Source organism: Aquimarina sp. AU119, from assembly GCF_900312735.1.
Classification (GTDB): Bacteria; Bacteroidota; Bacteroidia; order Flavobacteriales; family Flavobacteriaceae; genus Aquimarina; species Aquimarina algiphila.
This window is the reverse complement of record NZ_OMPF01000036.1, coordinates 179937-204530: the sequence shown is the minus strand read 5'-3', so window position 1 is coordinate 204530 and position 24594 is coordinate 179937. Positions and strand designations below refer to the sequence as shown.

Below are 24594 nucleotides of genomic sequence, written 5' to 3'. Positions count from 1 at the left end.
ATTATGAAAACACTAATTACACTTTTGATATTATTTCCTTTAGTAGGAAATGCTCAACAACTATCATCATTTATAAATGAAAAAATAAGTAATAATACTGATAATCCTGTTTACAGTATTTCTATATTCATAGAGAATGACGGCGATGTATTAGCAAGTGAAGCAGTAGGTAAAAGAAAAAGAGAGGGAAACGCAATAGAAATTACAGACCAGTTTCGTATTGCCAGTAGCACTAAACTATTTGTGGCTACTATTATTTTACAATTAGAAGAAGAAGGAAAATTACGCTTGAATGCCCCAATTTATAAACACCTAAACGGAATGAATGATTTGCAGTTCGAGAAATTTCATCTTTATCAAGCTTTCGCTTTCTCAAAAGCTATAACTATCAAACATTTACTATCGCATCGAAGTGGTCTAGCCGATATTTTTAATGATAGACAAGAAGCCTTTTTCGGTAAGGTAATGGCAACACCAAACCGACAGTATCGACCTGAAGATATGGTAAATTTGTATTTCGAATTTGAGCTTAATAAAGATGCAAAATTTAAACCAGGAGAAGAGTGGCGTTATTCTGATATGAACTATGTACTCTTGGGGTTTTTGATAGAAAAACTAGATGGGAAATCATTGTCTCAGTCCATTCGGGATAGAATTCTGAATCCATTAAAAATGCAAGACACGTACTTTGAATTCTACGAAAAAACACATTCCAATAATGGAAGAATTCATCAATATGTAGGTAATACAGATTTTAATGCTATAAACACATCATTTGATTGGTCTGGTGGCGGATTAGTGAGCACCCATCAAGACTTAACCATTTTTATAAAAGCACTCTTCAATGAAAAATTGATGAGTTATGAATCGCTAGAAAAAATGATAGCTGTACAACCCACCAAAGAAACAGAATTACCTTATGGCCTTGGTGTTTACCAATCTGTTTATGGTGGTGAAACTTTTTATGGCCACTACGGTTTTTATGGCACTTATATTGGCTATGCGCCCAAGACCAAAAAGGTATTGTCTTATTGTATCTCTCAGGCAACACCTTCTTTTAATGTGTACGAATTTGTAAATTCTGTTATTGAAACTATAAAGTGAAAATGCAAAAATCCAATTTAAATAGTAAAAGATGAGTATTATTATAATTGCTGCTTACCATTTATTCGGTTAACAGTGTTGATTGATTAAAAATCTGTTCACCGATTTGTTAACGTTTAGAATCATATTAATTCAAATCTTATTATCGCCCAAAAACAACAAAACCTCACAAATCATAGGATTTGTAAGGTTTTAATACTCTTTATGAGTAATTTTTGTGACCTCGGCAGGATTCAAACCTGCAACCTCTTGAGCCGTAATCAAGTGCACTATTCAGTTATGCTACGAGGCCGTTTTGCGGGTGCAAATATAAATGTTTTTTATATAGTTGGCAACATTTATATGGACTTTTTAGAAACTAAAAAAACCAACTAGATATGATGAGATAAATGATATATATGAAGATGGAATTTAAGTGCCTTGATGTTAAATAGATAAGCTATACGTATTCATAGTCCTATGATTAGCTTTTGTTTCTTTTATTTGCTCTTTTTTTTATTTTCATTATTTTCGACCAATGAAGATAGATGATTTTATTAGAGATATTCCTGATTTTCCGAACCCCGGAATTATATTTAAAGATATTACTCCTTTACTAGCGAATCATAACGCTTTGGTGAGTTGTGCAGATCAATTAGCGGCGTTAAGTCCTAAAGGTGTTAACATCGATAAAGTAATAGGGGTTGAATCGAGAGGATTTATTATTGGAGGTATGATTGCTGAACGTTTAGGAGCGGGGTTTGTCCCAGTTCGCAAAAAGGGAAAACTTCCTTACAAGGTAAAATCCAAAAATTATAGCCTCGAATATGGAGAAGACACCCTCGAAATTCATATCGATGCTATACAGCCAGGAGAACATGTGTTGATTCATGATGATGTTCTGGCAACTGGAGGTACTGCCAAGGCAGTGTGTGATTTGGTTGTAGAGTTAGGTGGAGTAGTAGTGCAATGTAATTTCATAATGAAATTGGATTTCCTTTGCGGGAAGGACAAACTTAATGCACCAATTTCTTCTCTTTTAACCTATTGAGCATAAAAAAGCCTTCATTTTACAGAAGGCTTTTATAAAATTCGGCATAAAAGTAATTTACTTTTTTGTTATTGCGATAATTGCGCCGTCTTTTGCTTTGTCACCGTAGATGCTGATTGCGGTTTGTGATTTAAGAAAATCTACTTCTGATAGTTGGTCTGATTTTGCAAGATGATCTAATGTATCAAAATTAGATTCTTTTCCATCGATTATGATAAGTTTTTCAATATCAGGGTTGTCAACAAAACTAAATTTCTGAGTATTTTTGTTTTGGAATGGATGCAATTGTTGTCCATTAAAAATAAAACTTCCGTCTTCACCTTCTTCAAAACTAAAAGATTGCATAATTTGATCTTTCAGTTTCTGTATATCAAAACTGCCATTAAAAAATAAAGAATCATTTTCTTCGTCAAAATTAAAATCAAAGGCAAAATTATGTTTCTTCATGATGCTATCCATATCCATATGAGACTGACTAAATCCAGATTGATTTCTCCATGCAGCAATATCAAACATCCCTGAATTTGTAATAAATAAACTATCATCTTTATACCCTAATTCTATTTTTGAAATAGGCTCGTTTGAAGAGGAGGAGTATTGGCTTTTTGAGTTCCCTTTTTTTAAGATCAGGCTTAGACTTGTAATTTCATTTTGATCATTAAATTGTATTTCTTTTATAATAAGTTCTATACCATTTTCTGAAAAGAATGTTTTTAGGTCTTCTAATTCTTGCTCTGAAGTATCTTTATTGATAATTGCAGTTATTTCATCAGACTGTGTCTTATATAGTTTGGTGTGCTGATTTATGGATGTTGTAAAAGCTGTTAAGGAAAGCGTACCTAGTATGCCCATTCCTAAAATGATCCATTTTTTCATACTAAATATTTTTTTGTTATGTTATTGAACAGATATTATTTCATCTTTAATTACGAAATATTTACAGGAGTGTTGCAAAATTTTTCTTGTTGGGAAAATAAAAGATATTACAATGCTCTTTTGGTTACATATAGTCGCCAACCAAATAGCAGTAATTGAAGTTTGGAAGCTTTGCTAAGATCTAACCTTTTCTTTGTAAAACTAGGAAGTAGTACCTTGTTTATTTTTGCGATAACAGAAAAGAATTGTTTTTGCATAGTTCTAAAATACAAAAAACTCACTTTCTTCAAGTGAGTTTTTTTAGATTTATATTTGGACTTGATTATTTCTTTTTGGTAATAATTTCTACAACTCCGTTTTTACCTTTGCTTCCATATTTTTTTTCTGCAGCTTTTCCTTTAAGTACATTAATAGTTTCTATATGATCAGAATCTATTTTTTCCATCTTTTCTTTAGTTGATTCTTTATCATCAATTATAAATAAAGGATCTTTTTTAGAATTCCCGGTGATATAAGCAAAGGTTCTTTTGTCATCTGTATGCATTTCAAAGTGTCCATCATCTTCATCAGAATGAATTTGGATAATTTGATTACTGCCTTTGGGTTTACCATTACTATTTACCCATACATATTCAGAATTTCCAGCAGATGATCCTCCGCCAATACTAATGCTACCTGTTTTACTATTGTATGAAATTATAATAGGATGGATGGGTTCATCATTTTTTAGTGCATAATTTCCGGTACTTTTTTTGGATGCAACATCTATCTTTATATTAATAATCTCATCTTTGTTATTGCGCTCAATACTAGAAAACTTAACTTCTACGTCATAATCGTTCTTTAGTATTTTTTTAACCTTATTAAGATCTTCTTTAGTAGAGTTTTTATCGATTATAAATTGTATCGTTTTTTTACCTGCATTTGGGGAGATAATATCTTTTGATATTCCATTTCTGGATTGTTTGCCAGATTTAATTTTGATAATTTCGGTAGTATTAAAACTCCATAAAAATAGACTTAGTAAAGGAAGAATGATGGTGATTTTCCATAATTTCTTGCTTTGGGATGTTTGCTTGTTTAACATAACTATTCGCTTTTTGATTAATGATTGATAAAAATTATTTGTGATGGCAGAGTAGTTGTTTGATGATACTCTAACCAACGTTAATTGATATTCTCTTTTAGAAGATAATTGATTGATTGCTTCGCGATCTGCAATGAATTCAAGGTTTTGTTCCAGACTTTTTTTGTATAACCAGACAAAAGGATTAATCCATTGAAAAATGATGATAAGGTTTATGATCAGGACATCTATAGTATGATATTGTTTTACATGCACTTTTTCATGCTTAAGAATCATGTCTAATTCTTTAGAAGAATGAAGCGCAGGGTTATATACAATAAGATTAAAAAAAGAAAATGGTGCAATCTCTTCTGCGACCTCTGCATAATGAAACTCTTCATTTTTTATAACCTGATTATGGGCTACTAGCCTTTTTAAAGAAAGTAATTGAAAGCCAAAACGAATGAACAGGATAAGGACTCCAATACTATAGATCATACAGCCAATCATCCACCAATTTGTGCTTTTGCGTACCTCAGATGATGGTGCAGAGGAGTCTGTTCCTGTAGTATAAAAAAGAGGAGCTTCTATAAATTTGATCGTAGTAAACTCAACAAAAGGTAGAAGTATTGAAATAAAAACTCCTAATAGTAAAAAGTGGCGGTTTATGGTAAAAAATGTATCTTTTCTTAATAGTAGATAGTATACCCAATAGAATATAGAAAGCAATACACTTGATTTAAATATATAGATTAAAAATGTTTCCATGGTTTACTCTTTTTTTTCTATTACTTTTAAAATCTCTCTTAATTCCTCGGCGGTAATTTTTTCTTCCTTAGCAAAAAAGGAAACCATGTTTTTGTAAGAATCATTAAAATATTGTTTCATGGCCTTACTGATGAATGCACTTCGATAATCTTCTTTGGTAATAATAGGGTAATATTGATGTGTTTTTCCAAAAGCTTGATGCGCTATATATCCTTTATCTTCAAGGTTTCTTATAATAGTAGAAACTGTATTATAGTGGACTGTATTATTAAGCTCAGCCTGAACTTCTTTTGCAAACGCTTTTTTTAATTTCCATAGCGCTTGCATTACAACTTCTTCTTTGTTTGTTAGTTTTTCCATGAGTCTATTATTAAGAATGATCAAAGCTAAAACTATAATTCTAGTTTTACAACTATTTTTATAGTTATTTAACTATAATTCTAGTTTTTAATATTTTATATCGTTAATTAGGAGAGAAAAAATCAGCTATAGAGCTATAAACTACGAGATACTTATTTTATATTCGCAAACAAATTTAGAATTTATGTTTGTTAGTATACTGTATGTTATTATAGGACTTGTGCTTCTGGTAGTGGGAGGAGAGTTTTTAGTTAGATCTTCGGTAGCATTGTCTTTTAGGCTTAAGTTGTCTCGTATGGTTATTGGATTGACTGTAGTTTCTTTTGCTACATCTGCTCCAGAATTGCTTGTAAGTGTTCAGGCAGCAATGGATGGGCTTTCAGACATATCCTTAGGTAATGTTATTGGGTCTAATATCGCCAATATTGGTTTGGTATTAGGTATTACGGCAATCATTGGCCCTTTGGCAATTGATAAGGATTTTTATAAATTTAATTGGCCAGTAATGGTATTGTTGTCCTTAGCTCTTTATGTTTTACTGGATAATGATGGTGTAATAACACAGTTAGAAGGTTTAGGATTGCTGTTATCCTTGTTTGTTTATCTTTTTGTATTAATTAGAAGGGCTCGAAAATTTTCTGATACGATGGTAGAAGAGGTAGATGATGCTCTTCAAAAAACGTCTAATTTTAAAATTGTAATTTGGCTACTTATTGGAGCTGGTGCTTTGTATTTTGGCTCTGAACTACTGGTTAACGGAGCTGAAGCCATTGCTTTAAAAATGGAAATTAGTGAAGGTGTGATTGCGGTTACGCTTATTGCTGTAGGAACAAGTGTTCCAGAATTGGCAGCGTCTGTTATCGCAGCATTAAAGCAAGAAAAGGCAATTTCGTTAGGAAATCTTATAGGTTCTAATATTTTTAATATCGCTTCAGTGTTAGGTATTACTTCTTTGATTCAACCCATAGCAGTAAAAGATGAGACCCTCATGAGTGTAAATATATACTGGATGCTTGGATTTGCTATAATTTTACTTCCCTTAGCTTTTATTCCTAAAAAAATGACCCTGGGTCGTTCAAAGGGATTTCTAATTTTTGTAGCATATTGTATTTTTATTGCTTTGGTATTTATGAAGTAGAAAAAGAGGCTTGTCCTTATGGTTTTATAGGTTATAGAGTAATAGTATAAAAAAACACCTCTGAAAGAATTTCAGAGGTGTTTTTAGCGTTTAACCAACATAATGTTAGTTACTACAATACATTATTAAGCTAGCATAGCGGTAACGTCTGCTGTTTTTACAGTCTTTACAATTCTTGCAGCAATTTTATAAGGATCACCATTAGAAGCAGGACGACGATCTTCTAACCAACCTTTCCATCCGTTTTCTACAGTAATAATAGGAATTCTTATCGAAGCTCCTCTATCCGATACTCCGAAAGAGAATTCATGGATAGATTGTGTTTCGTGATCTCCTGTTAATCTTTGGTCATTAAACTCACCATAAACAGCAATATGTTCTTTGGTAACAGGTCTAAATGCTTCACAAATAGTTTCGTATACTTCTTTAGAACCACATGTTCTTAATACTTCGTTAGAGAAGTTAGCGTGCATACCAGAACCGTTCCAGTCCCCTTTAATTGGTTTTGGATGGTATTCAATATAGTATCCGTATTGCTCTGTAAGACGATCTAATAAATATCTTGCAATCCATATTTCATCTCCTGCTTTTTTCGCTCCTTTAGCAAACAATTGAAACTCCCATTGTCCACTTGCAACTTCCTGATTGATTCCTTCAAAATTAAGACCAGCAGCTATACATAGATCAGCATGTTCTTCAACAAAATCTCTTCCGTGAGTGTTTTTTCCACCAACAGAACAGTAATACATACCTTGAGGTCCAGGGTAACCACCTACAGGGAATCCTAGAGGTAATTGTGTAGCAGAATCCATGATAAAGTACTCTTGCTCAAAACCAAACCAAAAATCATTATCATCATCATCGATTGTAGCTCTTGCATTAGATTCGTGAGGTGTTCCATCTGCATTTAACACTTCAGTCATTACTAAGTAACCATTGTTTCTTGAAGGGTCAGGGTAGATAGCTACAGGTTTTAACAAGCAATCAGAAGAACCACCTTCTGCTTGTTTTGTAGAACTACCATCAAAAGACCACATAGGGCAATCTTCAAGCTTACCGCTAAAATCTTCTTCAACTTTTGTTTTACTTCTTAGATTAGCAGTTGGCTTGTAACCATCTAGCCAGATATATTCTAATTTAGCTTTACTCATAATTAACACTTTATAAATTGAACTCTATATAGTTGACAAATTTAGCTTTCTTTTTTATAAACATAAAAAAAACAGGGGGGTAAAGTTAGTTTTTAGTCCAAATTTTATTAATACCCTACTTTTTTATAGGGTATTTTCTATTTTTTTTAATTTTTAAACAGCATTATTTTAATATTAACAATAAAAACTTCTTCTATATTTGCAGTAAAATTTACTCAATTATGTCAACACTAAGATTTCAAGCGCTAAAAGAGACGTTAAATCGTAGTTCTGTGGTAGTTAAAGAAACTGAACGCAGATCTGTATTGTTTGGTGAACATGTATTTAATCAAACAACGATGCTTCAATACTTAACCAAAGATTCCTATAATAGTGTTATGGATGCTATAGAAAATGGTTCCAAGATTGATAGAAGAGTAGCGGATCAGATAGCATCAGCGATGAAAGAATGGTCATTGTCTAAAGGCGTAACGCACTATACACATTGGTTTCAGCCATTAACTGGCGCTACTGCAGAAAAACATGATGCCTTTTTTGAAACAATAGGTAACGGACAAGGAATGGAAAAATTTGGTGGAGGGCAATTAGTGCAACAAGAACCTGACGCTTCTTCTTTTCCAAATGGTGGTATTCGAAATACTTTTGAAGCTAGAGGGTATACTGCATGGGATCCAACCTCTCCAGCATTTATCTATGGTACCACATTGTGTATTCCTACAGTTTTTGTAGCCTATACAGGAGAAGCCCTTGATTATAAAACACCTTTATTGAGAGCTTTACATGCTGTTGATGTAGCTGCTACGGCTGTAGCTAAATACTTTGATAAAAATGTAAAAAAAGTAAATGCTTCACTTGGATGGGAACAAGAATATTTTTTAATCGATAGTGCATTAGCATATTCCAGACCTGATATTTTGATGACAGGAAGAACACTTCTTGGTCATTCCTCTGCAAAAGGACAACAATTAGATGATCATTATTTTGGAAGTATCCCTACAAGAGCCCTTGATTATATGAGGGATTTAGAAACAGAATGTATGCTTTTGGGAATTCCAGTAAAAACACGTCATAATGAGGTGGCTCCTAATCAATTCGAATTGGCGCCGATATATGAAGAAACTAATCTGGCAGTTGATCATAATTCTTTGGTAATGGATGTTATGGATAAGGTGGCTGCAAGACATCAATTAAAGGTGCTACTGCATGAAAAACCATTTGCAGGGGTTAATGGGTCTGGTAAACATAATAACTGGTCTTTGTCAACCAATACTGGCGTAAATCTATTAGGGCCGGGAAAAACACCAATGAGTAATCTTCAGTTTTTAACATTTTTTATTAATACCATAAAGGCAATTAATGAAAATGAAGAATTGATGAGGGCTGGAATTGCTTCAGCCAGTAATGATCATCGCTTAGGTGCTAACGAAGCTCCACCAGCTATTATGTCTGTATTCATAGGAGAACAATTAACATCTGTATTAAAAGAATTAGAAGGCGTTACAGATGGTAAATTATCTCCTCAGGAAAAAACAGATTTGAAGTTGAATGTAGTAGGGAAAATACCCGAGATATTACTGGATAATACAGATCGAAACAGAACCTCCCCTTTTGCATTTACTGGTAATAAGTTTGAATTTAGAGCGGTTGGGTCCAAAGCTAATTGCGCAAACCCAATGACGATTTTAAATACAATTGTAGCCAAACAGCTTTTAGATTTTAAAAAAGAAGTAGATGCTTTGGTTGATAAGAAAGGATTGAAAAAAGATGAAGCTATTTTTAATGTATTACGAGAATATATAAAGAAGTCTAAAAACATACTTTTTGAAGGAAATGGATATAGTGAAGAATGGGAAAAAGAAGCAAAAAAGAGAGGACTTAGTAATAATAAAACTACTCCCGAAGCATTAAAAGCAAAAGTTTCTAAAAAAAACCTGGAGCTTTTTGAAAAAATGGGGGTTATGAATAAGATCGAAGCAGAAGCTCGTTATGAAATTGAAGTAGAGGAATATGTAATGCGTATTCAAATTGAAGGACGTGTTCTAGGAGATATTGCTAGAAATCATGTAATTCCTACCGCAATACGTTATCAGAATATGTTGATCAATAATGTATCTGGTTTAAAAGAATTATATGGAAAAGACTTTAAAAAATATGCTAAGGAACAGATGGGGATAATAGAAGAAATTTCTGATTATATAGGTAAAATTAATACTAAGGTTAATGGTATGACCGAAGAACGTAGAAAAGCAAACAACCTCGAAGATTTAGAGAAAAAAGCTTCTGATTATTGTAATATAGTAAAGCCAATTTTTGATGAGATTAGATATAGTTGTGATAAATTAGAGTTATTGGTTGATGACGAATTATGGCCTCTTACAAAGTATAGAGAACTCCTTTTTACACGGTAGGTAAGAATTATCTTACGAGTTGTTTTTTTAAGATAATTTTAATGAAAAGTTAACTTTTGTCAAACCCTTTAAAAGCCATAGGAAGCTGATTTTCTATGGTTTTTTAATATGTATTTCATCGAATAGTTAAAGAATCCGTAAAAATAGCCTTAATATTTTTCTAAATTTGTTGATATCGAAAATTACAGCAAATCGTTTGATTGTACCCCTTAGAGTCCCAAAATACACTTTTTACCGATAGCTTAATGGATTAGATTCTTCTAATCCCATCGGTCTTATGCTGTAATTTTTATAGAATAGAACACATTAATCATTTTAATATATATTACGTATGAAAAAAGTAGTTTTTAGTCTGGCAGCTTTATTAAGTGCCACAGCAATGGTTGCGCAATCAAACAATAGTAATGTCAGTCAAACGGGAGTAGACAATATTGCTACAATTACTCAAGTTGGAACTTCAAACTCTTCTCTAACGAACCAGGAAGGGTTAGCCAATAATGCAGAAGCTATCCAAGGTAGTGCAGATTTTAATTCAAGAAATGGTATCGTCGAACAATCTCAGAATGGAGATAAAAATTCTGCTTTTGCTCAACATGAAGAAGATGCAAATCAAGTAAGCCAAGTACAGGCTGGAAATGGTAACTCTGCAAGAGCTACTCAGAATTTAGCATTTACAGGAGGAGGTAATTTAGCTATTCAAATTCAGGAAGGTAATGCGAATACCGCTACTATATCTCAGGAAGGTATTACAAATTCTGCTTTTCAAGCCCAATTTGGTGACGATAACACTGGAACTTCTACACAAGAAGGAATAGACAACTTTAGTGAACTTCAGCAAGAGGGAACTTTTAATACTGCGTCTATTGCTCAGGTTGGTAATGAAAATATTTCAATACAATCACAAATTGGAGATGCTAATATGGCAACTGCAGAACAATGGGGACCTGCTAATTCTGTTCGTCAGGATCAAGAAGGTGGTGGAAACACGGCAACATCATTACAAGGAAGTGCTACTTTTGATTCTAGAGGAGGAAGAGTAGAGCAAGTACAAATCGGAGATGAAAATAATGCATTTGCTAATCATGAAGAAGATAGTAATGTAATTCAGCAAGGTCAAGAAGGAGATTCTAATGATGCAAGTGCAGAGCAAAATTTAGGTTCTTTTGGAGGCGAAAATGTAGCAGTCCAAGTACAAACAGGAAACGGAAATAGCGCTGTTGGTTCTCAAAACGGAAGTAATAATAGTTTAAGTCAAACACAGACCGGTGATGAAAACCAAGCATCATCAACGCAATCTGGAACTGACAATATAGCTACTCAAACACAATTAGGTAATGGAAACAGTGCAGTTGCTGAGCAAGGAGGGCTTTTCTTTACATCAAGAGGAGGGGCGATAACTCAAACTCAAATTGGTAATGGTAACGAAGCATTTGGAAGACATGAAGAAGATAATAACTCTATCGTTCAAACTCAATTAGGAGATAGAAACAGTGCTTCTGCTACTCAGAACATAGCATTTTTTGGAGGTGAGAATAGAACTAGTCAGTTTCAATTAGGAAATGGTAATGTTGCAGAAGGTTCGCAAGAAGGAGTTACTGGTGTTGCAGGTGAATTAAATTCTATTATTCAATTTCAACTTGGAGATCAAAACTTTGCTGCTTCAGCTCAAAATGGAGCTAGTAATGTAAGTGATATTTTCCAAAGTGGAAATGAGAATGTTGCAGAAGATACTCAAATAGGAATTGGTAACAATACTTTTGTAACTCAAATAGGAGATGGTCACATGAGTACAATTCTTCAAAATGGAACTAATAATTCTGCTGTAGTCACTCAAAGTGGTTCAGGAGGAGGAGCTCGTTAATAAATAGAGATTATATTGTTTTAACGATCTTTATAGGAGTTATGCTTAATACCATATTAAGCATAACTCTTTATTGATTTTCTAAATTCTGAAAGATGAATAACACTAGTTTTATAAAAGTATTACTATTTTTTATTGTTCTTTCTTCTTCTGTGTCCTATGCACAGGATATAAAAGAAGAAGATCAGTTTTTTGGTAGTGACAAAGATAAATTTATTACGTTATCTCAAGTCAATAATACCTTGTCCCAAACTGAGGATAGGGCATCTGTTTCTAATGGAATAAATGCAGTCTTTATTCAACAAATAGGAGCTAATAATGTAATACTGTCAAATATTAATGCAGAATCTTCGGATATAAAAATTATCCAAAATGGAGATGATAATAGAGTAGAAATAAATGAATCTTCAAGAGATATAAACAAGATAATTACTCAAACTGGAAATAATAATGCCGTGATCGATTTTTCCTTTAATCCTGATATATCAACAAACTTAGAACTCATTCAGGAAGGAAATAATTTAATTTTTGAAAGATTTGGTAGTAATGAATTGTCAAAGAACTTAAAATTTAGGATGTCTGGTGATGCCAGAACAGTAATCATAAGAAGTTTTTAAGCATTCCCAATATATGTAAAGTATGAAATCAAGATTAGTCATACTTCTATCTTTGTTTTTTCAGGTTTCGGTTGCTCAGTTTACAAATACAGATGTAGTTGCTAAGATTAAAACTGAAACTGTTGATGGTGTTATTTCGGTAATAAGTACTGTAACTAATACTACAGAAGTTTATAAAAGTTTAAGGTACTCAGTCACGGCTTTTAAAACAGATGCTAATAATTTAGTTACCAAAAATGATCAAGAAGATAGATTTACTTTAGAAGCAAACGAAAGTAAAGAACTATCAAGAGGCATTGTTAATATCACACAAAATGATAAGTTAGTAGTATTGTTACTAATTTATGAAGAAGATAAAATCATTGGTAAAGATAGGATAGGATTTAATGAAGAGGCGCATCAAAAAACTGAAAAAATTGAAGACGAATCATCAGATGATGGAATCGTATTAAAAGGGATTGTTGTAGAAGAAACAAAAACAAAACCAGGGAGAGATTTTTATGAATTTTTTTATACTACATATACCTTAGCACAAATAAATGGAAACAAAGTCGTTGGAGTCTTTGAAAAATTAAGTTTTGGACGTAGTACCATTATTCAGGTAAAAATAGAAGATAACGTTATTCATGAATTTTTGGGGAAACCAGATTTAGAGTATTTAGAACAAATGTCGAAAATTGCGATTCGTAAAGTGTATAAATATTTTAAAGACCTGAAAAAGCAGAAAAACGATATTTTTCAATATTAAAATAGTCAGGATAGAATGAACATTAAAAAATTAATCTTTTCTTGTAAAAGCAAATGATTAAGATTTTTGAAGGGAGAATAAAACCTAGTAAAGTTGTATAGGCATTCTCAGTTTTTCAATTAAATATAAAATTTTAAACGTGTGAAATCAATTACAATAACAATATTTCTTGTTTTTTCGATATGTAGTTTTTCCTTTGGACAAGATTTGGTGTATAGACCTGTAAACCCTGCATTTGGAGGGGATACATTTAATTATCAATGGTTACTCAGTTCTGCAGAAGCTCAAAATAAATTTACAGATGATAATAATTCATCAAGGGACCAAAGATCTGATTTAGAGAGATTCACAGAAAATCTTAATGGTCAATTATTGAATCAAATATCCAGAACATTATTTAATGAACAATTTGGTGAAGATGGTCTTACAGAAGGGACTTTCAATTTTGGGACATTATTTGTTGAGATCTTTCCATCAGGTGAAGGTTTGGTTATCAATATTTTAGATACAAGTACAGGAGATCAGTCCCAAGTAATAATTCCTAATTAAATTTTAATGTACAATAAATTTTATAATGTAATTGTAGTATGTTCTTGTGCGCTTTTTTTATCTGGATGCGGAACTTATTTTAACCAACCCATTACCATAGAAAGTGCCAGAATAGGAGAAGATACAGAAGTTACTAAAACACTAAGAGATTTTCCCTCGCCAGTAGAACCTTTGGTTGTTGGGGTGTATAAATTTAGAGATCAAACAGGTCAATACAAACCCACAGAAAGTGGAAATACTTTTAGTACAGCTGTTACTCAGGGAGCGACAACAATTTTAATTAAGGCTTTAGAAGACTCTAAGTGGTTTGTACCTATTGAAAGAGAAAATCTAAGCAATTTACTTAATGAGCGCAATATTATACGCTCTACCAGAAAAGAATATAGAAAAAATAAAAACCCAAACGAACCTCAGTTACCCCCTTTATTATATGCAGGCATTATTCTAGAAGGAGGTATAGTTTCTTATGATTCTAATATCATTACAGGAGGATTAGGAGCAAGGTATTTTGGAGTCGGAGCTTCTACACAATATAGACAAGATAGAATTACAATCTATTTACGAGCTGTTTCTACATCTAGTGGTAAAATTCTTAAAACTGTATATGTATCCAAAACAATCTTATCACAAGCACTAGATGCAAATTTCTTTAGATATGTGAGATTTAGAAGATTATTAGAAGCCGAAACCGGATTTACCAAAAATGAACCTGCACAGATGGCAGTTTCAGAGGCTATTGAAAAAGCAGTAGAATCTCTGATTGTTGAAGGTGTAGAGGATAAGTTATGGGAAGTTAATGCCGAACCTGAAGTTGTTGAGAATCTAGTAGAAAAATATAAGGCAGAGAAGAATGAAGCTCAAAATACAGCCTTATACGATCGATACTTTAAAGAAAGAAGATCTAAAACGAGTGTTTTTCTTAAAGGAGGTACTGCGCTCATTGGAGGAGATCTTAATAATCCAGAACTTACATATTCTGTAAAAGCAGGAGCAAGATGGTATTTTAACCCGTACCTCAATGTAAATTCGAGTATTAATAAATTTGAATTGACAAATGAAAACTCGTTTTCAAAAGGTTTTAATGCTATTGATCTAAATGCTGAATTAAGCTTGTTGCCATTCGAAAAACTATCGCCATTTCTATACGGGGGAATGGGAATTGTAAATGATGATGATTTTGATAATACATTGTTTAAACTCCAATATGGTGGGGGAATAGAGTATTTAGTTTCGGATAAAGTGGGTATTTCACTAAGTGCTACACATAATTTGGTGTTAAGTGATGAATTAGATAATATAGTTCAAGGAAAACGAGATGATCAGTATTTTAATTTTTCTTTAGGACTTAATTGGTACTTTGGTAATCCTGTTAAAAGGAAGAAAATAGAATAAAAACAAATGAAAGAATATATCATAAAAATAATAAGTGCTTTTGTTATTATTGTTACCGTTTCATGTAGCGAAGATACTATTGATTTAGAAGGACTCGGATCTGTAAAAGGAACGGTAGTCAGGAAAGGAACTAATGAACCATTAGAGAATGTAAAAATATCAACGAATCCAGCTTCAAGTACAGTTTTTACAAATGCAGAAGGCGTTTATCAAATAGATAATATACCCTCGGGAGATTATTCTCTTTCAGCTCAGAGAGAAGGATTACTGGCAGTTTTTGAAGGGATTACAGTTTTGGCAGGTAATGAGATAGAAATTGTTTTTGAAATGGATATAGAAACAGCTACAAATCGACCTCCTACTGCCGCAACATTAGTAACGCCGGTAGATAATGCAGTTGATCTTCCTCTAGAGGTAAAGCTGGTTTGGAGTGCCAGTGACCCCGATGATGATACCATTACGTATACGGTAAGTTTAAGAAATGAAGAAAATGCTACCATAGAAACTTTTGAAAATATAACAGATACTACGTATACAGTTTCTGGACTTACATATGGATTAAAATATTTCTGGCAAGTAAGTGCTAGTGATCAAATTAATGCAGCGGTAAATAGTACTACATTTGCCTTTGAAACTGCAAATGCGCCAAGTAATAGAATCGTTTTTACCAAATTAGTAGGAGGTAATAGTGTTATTTATTCTGCTGATGAAAGTGGTGGAACGCAAATTCCTCTTACACCAGTTTCTAAAAATAGTTTTAGACCAAGAAGAAATGTAACTACAGGGAAAATAGCCTTTTTACAATCTGTCGGTTCACAAACACATTTGTTTACTATGAACGAGGATGGTTCAGATGTGGAGCAAGTGACTTCAACAATAGGAGTATCTGGATTTAATCTAGAAGAGATTGATTTCTCATGGGATGCTAATGGAGCCAAATTATTATTTCCAAATCAAGATAAATTATATTCGATAAATATTGATGGGAGTGGTTTGGTCTTAATCTATCAGACAACAGGAGATTTAATTACAGAAGTTGATAAAAATGAAAGTACCGGTATCATCGCTTTAAAGACGAATGACCTGGATGGATACTCGGTTCAGATTTTTACAATTAATGAAGCAGGAGTAGTTCAAAATACTGTGCTTACAGGAGAAAATGGGGCAGCAGGAAGTATAAATCTATCAGTAGATGGAAATCAATTGTTGTATAGCAGAGATATATCAGGTTCTGAAACCCCAACAAATTATAGACAATTAGATTCTCACGTATTTGTTTATAATTTTATGGCAATGACAAGTACAGATTTATCCACTGATAAACCAGCAGGCACGAATGATCTTGATGCACGTTTTTCGCCTAATGAAGCTAGTGTAATTGTGGTGAACACTTCAAATGATGGTATTTCAGCAAAAAATATTGTTACATTTTTAATTTCTGATCTCGACGATAGAACAACTATCATAGAAAAAGCAGCTATGCCAGATTGGGAATAACAACAATTCTAGAGTATCATAGCAAATTCCAAATCCTAAAAAAATATAGTAGGGTTTGGAATTTTGTATTTTCAATTTAGTCTATGAATTAAATTGAATTATCTTTGCGCTTTAATTTCCAATACAATGAGTCAAGAAGTAAGTAAACGTTATGCGCAACGTGGAGTTTCAGCTTCCAAAGAAGATGTGCATAGTGCAATTAAGAATATAGATAAAGGACTTTTTCCAAAAGCATTTTGTAAAATAGTTCCTGATTCCTTAACCGGGGATGAAGAGTATTGTTTGATTATGCATGCCGATGGAGCAGGGACCAAATCTTCTCTGGCATATATGTATTGGAAAGAAACAGGAGATGTTTCCGTTTGGAAAGGAATTGCACAAGACGCGTTGATCATGAATATTGATGACTTATTATGCGTGGGTGCTACAGACAATATTATGTTATCTTCTACTATCGGAAGAAATAAAAATTTAATTCCGGGAGAAGTAATTTCTGCAATTATTAATGGTACCGAAGAGTTGTTGGATGAACTTAAAGGTTTCGGAGTAGAAATTCATTCTACAGGAGGAGAGACAGCAGATGTTGGGGATTTGGTAAGAACAATTATAGTAGATTCTACCGTAACTGCTCGAATGAGACGTAAAGATGTAATTGATAATGCAAATATAAAAGCAGGTGACGTTATTGTGGGATTAGCTTCTTTTGGTCAAGCCAGCTATGAAAAAGAATACAATGGCGGTATGGGAAGCAATGGTTTAACATCTGCACGTCATGATGTGTTTAGTAAGGTGTTAGCAGAAAAATACCCTGAAAGTTTTGATCCTTCAGTTCCTAATGATTTAGTGTATTCTGGAAAAACAAACTTGACTGATGAGGTTAAAGATGCTCCAATAGATGCCGGTAAATTGGTATTGTCACCTACCAGAACTTATGCTCCTATTATTAAGAAAATCTTATCTCAATTTGATAGTAAAACTATACATGGGATGGTGCATTGCAGTGGAGGAGCACAAACTAAAATTCTACATTTTGTAGATAATCTTCATATTGTAAAAGACAATTTATTTGATGTACCTCCTCTTTTTAAATTAATTCAGGAAAACTCAGGGACTGATTGGAAAGAAATGTATCAGGTATTTAATATGGGGCATAGAATGGAAATATATGTTGCTCCTGAAATAGCAGAGGAAATTATAGCAATTTCTAAAAGCTTTAATGTAGATGCTCGTATTGTTGGAAGAGTAGAAGCTTCTGAAGAAAAAAAACTTACTATACAGAGTGAGTTTGGAGCGTATATTTATAGTTAACTATCGAATAACTTTAGCGTATTTTTCCTTTAAGAAATCCAATTTAGGATTGATGTATTTTTTACAAAAAGGCCTTTCAGGGTCATTTGTATAATACTCAAGTAATGCCGCCCTGGAAGATTGAAATTCTTGAAATTTTAGAGGTTTAGTTACTAATTGGTGATCAAATTCTTCTTGAAGCTGATTAAGAATGTGCTCTACATTTTGTTTTTTACTTTCTTCTAGATAATATATAGCACTTCTGTATTTTTCTCTAAAACTATGATTGGATGTGCTTTTATGAGTATATAAATGAATTTCAATGATATCCTTGAGAAGGATTTGCCCGGGATCAAAATACACAAGTACAGCTTCAGAGAAATAGTCATTTTCTCCATAACTTCTAATGTATCCTTGTTCTACTTTTAGAATACCTTTTAAAGATTGAAAAACTGCTTCTGTACACCAGTGACAACCACCACCTAATCCTATTTTTTGAAAACTCTTCATTATATATAATGTCGTAAAAACATATAATTACTTAAAAAAGATTTTTCATTTTTAGAAATTTAAGAAGATTTCAAAACCTGAATATGCTTATTTTTGAAGATATGTGTACATTAGACATCGATAATTAGACTTCACTATATGTCAGATATTACTGAATTTTATAGCCTAGCTCATATCTGTATCTCTTTGATAGGAGGGATATTGTTGTTAGCAATCTGGTATAATATAAGAAAACGTTTCAAGCAATTTTTGGAAGAAGATGATTCACAAAAAAGAATAGATAAAGGCCTGCTATATTTAAGTTTAGCTCTTTTTATTTGGGTGTTTTCTGGTACATGGATCTATCTAGGTAATCTTTTATCTTTTGACACCACAATTATATTTGATGTAGGGTATAGCTTTTTTTCCGTTTTAAATACGCTTGCTTTGTTATTAGCATTATTTTATTTCGATTTTGCACCACGATTTTTATATAAAAACAGAAAAAATACCATTGTTTTAACCATTTTAATAATTGCTGTTTCTACAGTAACTTTTTTTTTGATTCAGGGGTATAAAGATAATCCAGTTGTAAACGGAATTCGTATAAGCGGAATTCCTGATTTAATTCTTTCATGTTTCTTAATGTATTTGTTAATAGTATCTTTTTATAAGACATTCATGAACAGAGATTTAAAGTTGGTTGCAATAATTTCTGTACTTGCTTTTTTGTTAATGTTGGTATCGCAAATGCCAGATGTATTCGTAGTTATGGATGATATATTATATGGACATTTGATAAAGATTATAGCCAAAACGACATTTATTTCAATTTTTCTGGTGTTAGCGACAAGTTGGGTAATTCAATTGGCATTAACGCCAAAACCAAGTGAAATGACTATTAAATTTATGGATTGGTCATTGGTGAAAATGACAATTCCGTCTAAAGAAATCTATGATAAAACCATAGATTTTGGTTCCAAAACCACACAGTATAAAAATCTGTTGAAATTTGCTGTAAAACGAAAATACGAAATAGGGGATGGGCAATATTTATTAGTGAACTCTGGGGGAGAAATAAAAAGTCAAACCTATCTAAGTAGAATTATCGAGAATATCAATTCAATACTTCAATTAGAATCAATATCGCAATTAGAGAGAAAGGATTTATTCACTTTTATGGGACAGGGAAAATATAGACTTAGAGTGATTCCTGAGAATATAAGTATAGATGAAACACTCTTAGAAGAATTTAATAAAACCTGTTAAAAATATGAATTGTGATTATTTGTAATCAATTGTTTCAGAATCACAATTTAATATAAATTACTATTTTTTAGAACTTCATTTTTAGTTATCCAAAAACTATCCATGCTTTGTGTTTAATTATAATGTAAACACATAACATGAATTTAGATCACACTGTTGTAGATAAACAAGAAGTATTTGGACATCCAAAGGGACTATTGTACCTGTTTTTTGCCGAACTATGGGAACGGTTTTCATTTTATGGTATGAAAGCACTTCTAGTGTTGTATATGACAAAACACCTTCTGTATTCTGATGATAAATCGTTTGGTGTTATGGCCGCATATATGTCCCTGGTGTATGTAACTCCTATGATTGGAGGTATTATAGCAGATAGATATATTGGGTATAGAAAATCTATTATACTTGGAGGAGTTTTGATGGCTGCAGGGCATTTTTTTCTAACCATTGAACAGCCTGTGTTTTTCTATGGTTCACTAGGGCTTATAATCGTTGGTAATGGTTTTTTTAAACCTAATATTTCTACAATGGTAGGGACATTATATGAAGAAGGAGATAGAAGGAGAGATTCAGGGTTTACAATATTTTATTTAGGAATTAATCTTGGAGGAGCAATAGCGCCTCTATTATGTGCTTGGCTTGCAGAGTTGTATGGGTGGCATTACGGATTTTTATTAGCAGGGATTGGAATGTTGGTAGGGTTATTAGTTTTTAAAAGAGGAACTCAATTAACCATATTTGGAGATAAAGGGTTAGTGCCAGATAAAAAAAAATATGAAAAGAAAATATACGGACTTAATAAAGGAGGGCGAATTTGGTTGATAGCATGGTTATCAGTTCCTTTGTTTGCTTTGATCATAAGGTTTAACGAGTTTGAACATTATTTGGTTTGGATTGCTTCTTTATTTTTGATTGGATATATTACATATATATTAATTAAAGTAAGCCTCAAAGAACGAAAAAGGTTATTAGTAGCAGTTTATTTTACAACTTTATATGCTTTATTCGCAGCGGTATTCGAACAAGCAGGAAGTTCACTTACCTTATTTGCGGATAGAAATGTAAATCTGATAGGGATTAACGCAGCTCAGACCAATAGTGTAAACTCCATCTGGATCGTAGTTTTAGCAGTTCCTTTTGCCATATTATGGACATTTCTAAGTAAGAAAAAAGCAAATCCCAATTCTGCTATTAAATTTGGCCTGGGAATGCTGTTTCTCGGACTGGGTTTTGTAGTTTTTGGAATGTCTGCACAAGGGGTCGATGAATATGCCAGAACACCAATGTTTTATCTCATTTTTGGATATCTGATATTAACCATAGGAGAACTGTTTTTATCTCCAATAGGACTTTCTAAAATCACAGAGTTATCTCCTGTGAAATATGTAACTTTTATTATGGGAGTTTGGTTTTCTGCTAATTTCTATGGACACTTTTTTGCTGGTAAAATAGCAAAGCTTACCACAGTAAAAGAAGGAGAGATGAGCGTTTTTTCAAAAGGGTTTTCTGGAAAGATAAGTGAAGTTATTACCGGTTTATCAGGTGCTGTAACAGAAAATGGCCAGACAGAAGCATTTCAGCAACTGTATTCTTATGTTTCAGTATATGCCAATTTTGGTGTTATTACTATTGTAATCGGAATAATTGCACTCGTAATTTCACCAATAATCAAAAAATTAATGGTTGGTATACATTAGAAGATGTTCCAAAAACTAGGAGTTGAGTTCTTCTCCTAGTTTTTTGGTTTTGATCATTGTATCTTCTTGTTTTTGTTCTACCAATTCAATAGTATGTTCATCATTAAATTTACCTTCTTTTTTAGTAAAAAAGATAGGAATAGGAAGTAATGAAGCCATAATGATGAGTAGTATTAAAGTGAATCGTCTTATTAATTTTTTAAATTTTTTCATTTTCAATTCATCGAATATGTAAAGACATTTATCCCTCTATATGAGAAGTAAACGATAGTACTGGGTTATTAAAAAGGTTGCAGGTGGATAATGAATATTATCCAGTTATTAAATTGAAGTGAAAAGGTTCTTCCTCACTAACCGTAGAAGAATGAAATGGAATGCGAATTATTTTTTGTTTGTAGAACAAAGGAATAAAAGAGCGTTGTTTTTTATCTTTAGTTAAGCTAATTCTACTATGAAATAAAGATAACATCCTTAGGTTTTTGTGTGGGATATAAGAAAAAACAACGTTTTTTTTCTGACTAGTAGAAGGTTGAAAAGAAACAATGTTCTTAGATATTCTTTTAGGAATTACTATGGATTCAATAGTAGTTTCCTTAATCTTTGGAGAAGAATAATTAGAATATCCACCAAAGCTAAATAAAATAGCAATAGCAAAAAAACAGTTAAGTACTGTAGATTTATGATGAAAGCTTATCCTTTTTTTCATACAAACACAAAAATACGATTTTTATGGAATAATATGATACTTAGATTCTTAGGCTCTGTATGCATTTTGGACAAAAAAGCTTACTTTTGTATCTTCTACAGACAGGAATAATGTACTATGATTGATAAATTAAATATTGTAAAGCAACGATTTGATGAAGTGAGTGATTTAATCATTCAGCCAGATATTATTGCAGATCAAAAAAGATATATACAGCTTAATAAAGAGTATAAAGATCTCAAAGCATTAATGGATGAACGGGATCGCTATATAGAATTAACTAATAATCTCAAAGAAGCAGAAGAGATTATAGCAGACGGTAGTGATGCAGAGATGGTGGATATGGCAAAAATGCAATTGGAAGAAGCAAAAGAAGAATTACCTTCCTTAGAGGAGAAAATTCGTTTTATGTTGGTTCCTAAAGACCCCGAAGATGCTAAAAACTGTGTGGTCGAAATTCGAGCAGGAACAGGAGGGGATGAGGCAAGTATTTTTGCAGGAGATTTGTTTCGTATGTATACAAAATACTGTGAAGGTAGAGGATGGAGCACCAGTGTTGTTGATCTAAATGAAGGGACTAGTGGAGGTTATAAAGAAATTATTTTTGAAGTCAATGGAGAAGATGTGTATGGAACTTTAAAATTTGAAGCTGGAGTACATCGAGTACAACGTGTACCTCAGACAGAAACTCAAGGTCGAGTTCATACCAGCGCTGCAACAGTCATGGTTCTTCCAGAAGCTGAAGAATTTGATGTCGAACTGGATATGCAAGAAGTACGTATTGAACGCACAACTTCTACAGGTCCAGGAGGTCAATCGGTAAATACAACCTATTCTGCAATCAAATTACATCACGAACCAACAGGAATGATTGTAAGTTGTCAGGATCAGAAATCATCACATAAAAACCTTGAAAAAGCATTAAAAGTATTGCGTTCTAGGTTATATGACCTTGAATTAGAAAAGAAACAAGCGGCTGACTCTGAGAAAAGAAAGAGTATGGTGTCGTCTGGAGATCGTTCTGCAAAAATTAGAACGTATAATTATCCACAAGGTAGAGTAACTGATCACCGAATTGGTCTTACCTTATATGATCTAGGGAATATTATTGATGGAGATATCCAGAAAATAGTCGATGAACTTCAGTTAGTAGCAAATACAGAAAAACTGAAAGAGTCAGACGAAGTATTTTAGAAAAAAATATTAAGAAAATAAAAAGCCTCATAAATTTTAAATTTATGAGGCTTTTAGGTTTAGTAAACAATATATTAATCAGGGGTTTTTAGTTTTTATTTCTTCTCTTACCATTGTACCCGAAATGGTGATTTGATCTTCTGTCCAACCACCGGTGCCACTTGCATTAGGTTTGAGTGCTGCAGAGGCTTCTTCTTTATCTGCAATAGACCAATTACACCATGATATTTTGTTTTGATCCATAAAGTCCCACCATGCTCTTGCTTCATTAGTATCAATAAAACCATTACCACTAGCTTCAGTAACTCCATACTCTGTAACAAAAAGAGGGATACCATTATCTAGAGCTTTTTGCGCTTTATCTCTTAGGAATTGTTTATGAGTAGCAGCATAATAATGTAATGTATAGGCTACGTTAATATCATTTATAGTATTTCCGATAACTTCATCAACATCTTGAGACCATGTGCGCGTACCACAAATAATTAAGTTATCAGGGTCATGTTTTCTAATTTCGGCAATTACTTGTTCATGATATGGCTTTAATACATCTTTCCAGGAAACGTTGAGAGGTTCATTATAGATTTCATAAATGATATTTGGGGTGCTACCATACTTTTGAGCAACTTCAGAGAAAAATACCTTAGCTTCTTCAAGATGATCCTCTGCATGATGGCTATGCCAATCTACAATAACATATATACCTTCTTCAATTGCGGCGTCAATAACAGTATATACTTTTTGTTTTTCTGTTTCTTTATTAGAAAGATAACCATCAGTATCTTCTACGCCCATAGCTGCTCTAACAATATTACATTTCCAGTCTTTTTTTAACCAGCTAATCGCTTCTTTGGTATAATATTGTCCCATCCATTGACTCCAGAATAAGGACATTCCCCTTAGTTGAACAGGGTTATTGTTTTTATCTACAATTTTGTTTCCAGAAGCTTGCAATAAGCCAAAAGAATCAATTGTAGATGTTGTGTCTCCTGTACCTTCATCACCACCTGTTTCATCAACCTCTGATTGATCAATGTCCTCGGGCATGTCTGAATCTGATTCACAAGATGTTGTTATCGATACAATTAAAAAAACAGCTATGATACCTGTTATTACTCTCATGTTTATGATTTTAAATAATAGTTGTATACTCTTAATATATAACGAAGGAATCTTAATTTTTGGTCTATCTATAAATAACAAAAGCCAAGATCGTTTCAATACTAGAACAACCTTAGCTAATAAATTCCTTTAAAAAAAACATTATTTTAATATATGAATTCAATAAAAGCGTAAAAACTTAATACAATTGTAAGTGATGTACCTTTATATATATGATGAAGAAATAGTGATAAGTGATTAAATACGTTATCAAAAACAAGTATTT

General features: G+C 32.6%; 23 protein-coding genes and 1 tRNA gene. 14 read left to right on the top strand and 10 right to left on the bottom strand.

Annotated features, from left to right (window positions below; translation table 11 throughout):
- The first annotated feature begins 3 nt into the window (after nucleotides 1-3).
- Entirely contained in the window at nucleotides 4-1104 is a 1101-nt protein-coding gene (locus DK442_RS26950; protein WP_109439023.1) for a serine hydrolase, read from the top strand.
- A 218-nt stretch (nucleotides 1105-1322) separates the two neighbouring features.
- Here the strand turns inward: DK442_RS26950 and DK442_RS26945 are convergent.
- Nucleotides 1323-1396 (bottom strand) — tRNA-Arg (locus DK442_RS26945).
- Nucleotides 1397-1621: 225 nt separating this feature from the next.
- Here DK442_RS26945 and DK442_RS26940 point away from each other — a divergent pair.
- Nucleotides 1622-2134 (top strand): adenine phosphoribosyltransferase, encoded by a 513-nt coding sequence (locus DK442_RS26940; protein ID WP_109439022.1) that lies wholly within the window; start codon nucleotides 1622-1624, stop codon nucleotides 2132-2134.
- A 57-nt stretch (nucleotides 2135-2191) separates the two neighbouring features.
- On the opposite strand, the gene DK442_RS26935 is transcribed toward DK442_RS26940, so the two are convergent.
- The 4 genes from DK442_RS26935 to DK442_RS26920 all read right to left on the bottom strand — a co-directional run bounded on the left by DK442_RS26935 (nucleotide 2192) and on the right by DK442_RS26920 (nucleotide 5204).
- The gene (locus DK442_RS26935) at nucleotides 2192-3010 is read right to left on the bottom strand and encodes a hypothetical protein (protein ID WP_109439021.1); all 819 of its coding nucleotides are present in this window, start codon (nucleotides 3008-3010) and stop codon (nucleotides 2192-2194) included.
- A gap of 107 nt (nucleotides 3011-3117) precedes the next feature.
- Complete coding sequence (locus tag DK442_RS28730; RefSeq protein ID WP_109439020.1) at nucleotides 3118-3267, bottom strand: SsrA-binding protein; 150 nt, start codon at nucleotides 3265-3267, stop codon at nucleotides 3118-3120.
- Between the two features lie 65 nt (nucleotides 3268-3332).
- Nucleotides 3333-4844, bottom strand: coding sequence for a M56 family metallopeptidase (locus DK442_RS26925; RefSeq protein ID WP_109439019.1), 1512 nt, complete (start codon nucleotides 4842-4844; stop codon nucleotides 3333-3335).
- Between the two features lie 3 nt (nucleotides 4845-4847).
- A complete protein-coding gene (locus tag DK442_RS26920) occupies nucleotides 4848-5204 on the bottom strand; it encodes a BlaI/MecI/CopY family transcriptional regulator (RefSeq protein ID WP_109439018.1) in 357 nt (118 codons plus the stop codon).
- 184 nt (nucleotides 5205-5388) lie between these two features.
- Here DK442_RS26920 and DK442_RS26915 point away from each other — a divergent pair, with 184 nt between their 5' ends.
- The gene (locus DK442_RS26915) at nucleotides 5389-6342 is read left to right on the top strand and encodes a calcium/sodium antiporter (RefSeq protein ID WP_109439017.1); all 954 of its coding nucleotides are present in this window, start codon (nucleotides 5389-5391) and stop codon (nucleotides 6340-6342) included.
- A gap of 125 nt (nucleotides 6343-6467) precedes the next feature.
- Here the strand turns inward: DK442_RS26915 and DK442_RS26910 are convergent, their stop codons facing one another.
- Entirely contained in the window at nucleotides 6468-7493 is a 1026-nt protein-coding gene (locus DK442_RS26910; protein WP_109439016.1) for a glutamine synthetase beta-grasp domain-containing protein, read from the bottom strand.
- 221 nt (nucleotides 7494-7714) lie between these two features.
- On the opposite strand from DK442_RS26910, the gene DK442_RS26905 reads away from it, so the two are divergent.
- The 8 genes from DK442_RS26905 to DK442_RS26870 all read left to right on the top strand — a co-directional run bounded on the left by DK442_RS26905 (nucleotide 7715) and on the right by DK442_RS26870 (nucleotide 17873).
- A complete protein-coding gene (locus DK442_RS26905; RefSeq protein WP_109439015.1) occupies nucleotides 7715-9901 on the top strand; it encodes a glutamine synthetase III in 2187 nt (728 codons plus the stop codon).
- A gap of 331 nt (nucleotides 9902-10232) precedes the next feature.
- A complete protein-coding gene (locus tag DK442_RS26900) occupies nucleotides 10233-11762 on the top strand; it encodes a hypothetical protein (RefSeq protein ID WP_109439014.1) in 1530 nt (509 codons plus the stop codon).
- Between the two features lie 95 nt (nucleotides 11763-11857).
- On the top strand, nucleotides 11858-12379 hold the full coding sequence (locus tag DK442_RS26895; RefSeq protein ID WP_109439013.1) for a hypothetical protein: 522 nt from the start codon (nucleotides 11858-11860) through the stop codon (nucleotides 12377-12379).
- 22 nt (nucleotides 12380-12401) lie between these two features.
- On the top strand, nucleotides 12402-13127 hold the full coding sequence (locus tag DK442_RS26890; protein ID WP_109439012.1) for a CsgE family curli-type amyloid fiber assembly protein: 726 nt from the start codon (nucleotides 12402-12404) through the stop codon (nucleotides 13125-13127).
- Between the two features lie 141 nt (nucleotides 13128-13268).
- Nucleotides 13269-13676 carry a curli production assembly/transport component CsgF gene (locus DK442_RS26885; RefSeq protein ID WP_109439011.1) on the top strand — a complete coding sequence of 136 codons (408 nt, stop codon included), beginning with the start codon at nucleotides 13269-13271 and terminating at the stop codon, nucleotides 13674-13676.
- Between the two features lie 6 nt (nucleotides 13677-13682).
- A complete protein-coding gene (locus tag DK442_RS26880) occupies nucleotides 13683-15068 on the top strand; it encodes a CsgG/HfaB family protein (RefSeq protein ID WP_109439010.1) in 1386 nt (461 codons plus the stop codon).
- A gap of 6 nt (nucleotides 15069-15074) precedes the next feature.
- Nucleotides 15075-16565 carry a carboxypeptidase-like regulatory domain-containing protein gene (locus DK442_RS26875; RefSeq protein WP_109439009.1) on the top strand — a complete coding sequence of 497 codons (1491 nt, stop codon included), beginning with the start codon at nucleotides 15075-15077 and terminating at the stop codon, nucleotides 16563-16565.
- 126 nt (nucleotides 16566-16691) lie between these two features.
- Nucleotides 16692-17873 carry an AIR synthase related protein gene (locus DK442_RS26870; RefSeq protein ID WP_109439008.1) on the top strand — a complete coding sequence of 394 codons (1182 nt, stop codon included), beginning with the start codon at nucleotides 16692-16694 and terminating at the stop codon, nucleotides 17871-17873.
- Here the strand turns inward: DK442_RS26870 and DK442_RS26865 are convergent, their stop codons facing one another.
- A complete protein-coding gene (locus tag DK442_RS26865; protein WP_109439007.1) occupies nucleotides 17874-18362 on the bottom strand; it encodes a peptide-methionine (S)-S-oxide reductase in 489 nt (162 codons plus the stop codon). It lies immediately after the preceding gene.
- 138 nt (nucleotides 18363-18500) lie between these two features.
- Between DK442_RS26865 and DK442_RS26860 the strand changes: the two genes are divergently transcribed.
- Together DK442_RS26860 and DK442_RS26855 are read left to right on the top strand one after the other, a co-directional pair.
- Complete coding sequence (locus DK442_RS26860; RefSeq protein ID WP_109439006.1) at nucleotides 18501-19610, top strand: hypothetical protein; 1110 nt, start codon at nucleotides 18501-18503, stop codon at nucleotides 19608-19610.
- A 137-nt stretch (nucleotides 19611-19747) separates the two neighbouring features.
- Complete coding sequence (locus tag DK442_RS26855) at nucleotides 19748-21307, top strand: peptide MFS transporter (protein ID WP_109439005.1); 1560 nt, start codon at nucleotides 19748-19750, stop codon at nucleotides 21305-21307.
- A gap of 15 nt (nucleotides 21308-21322) precedes the next feature.
- Here the strand turns inward: DK442_RS26855 and DK442_RS28410 are convergent, their stop codons facing one another.
- Nucleotides 21323-21520, bottom strand: a complete 198-nt coding sequence (locus DK442_RS28410) for a hypothetical protein (protein WP_160114385.1) — start codon at nucleotides 21518-21520, stop codon at nucleotides 21323-21325.
- A gap of 97 nt (nucleotides 21521-21617) precedes the next feature.
- A complete protein-coding gene (locus DK442_RS26850; protein WP_109439004.1) occupies nucleotides 21618-22013 on the bottom strand; it encodes a hypothetical protein in 396 nt (131 codons plus the stop codon).
- A 117-nt stretch (nucleotides 22014-22130) separates the two neighbouring features.
- On the opposite strand from DK442_RS26850, the gene prfA reads away from it, so the two are divergent.
- Nucleotides 22131-23207 (top strand): peptide chain release factor 1, encoded by a 1077-nt coding sequence (prfA, locus tag DK442_RS26845; RefSeq protein WP_109439003.1) that lies wholly within the window; start codon nucleotides 22131-22133, stop codon nucleotides 23205-23207.
- 78 nt (nucleotides 23208-23285) lie between these two features.
- Here the strand turns inward: prfA and DK442_RS26840 are convergent, their stop codons facing one another.
- A complete protein-coding gene (locus tag DK442_RS26840) occupies nucleotides 23286-24329 on the bottom strand; it encodes a glycoside hydrolase family 5 protein (RefSeq protein WP_109439002.1) in 1044 nt (347 codons plus the stop codon).
- Between the last annotated feature and the right edge of the window lie 265 nt (nucleotides 24330-24594).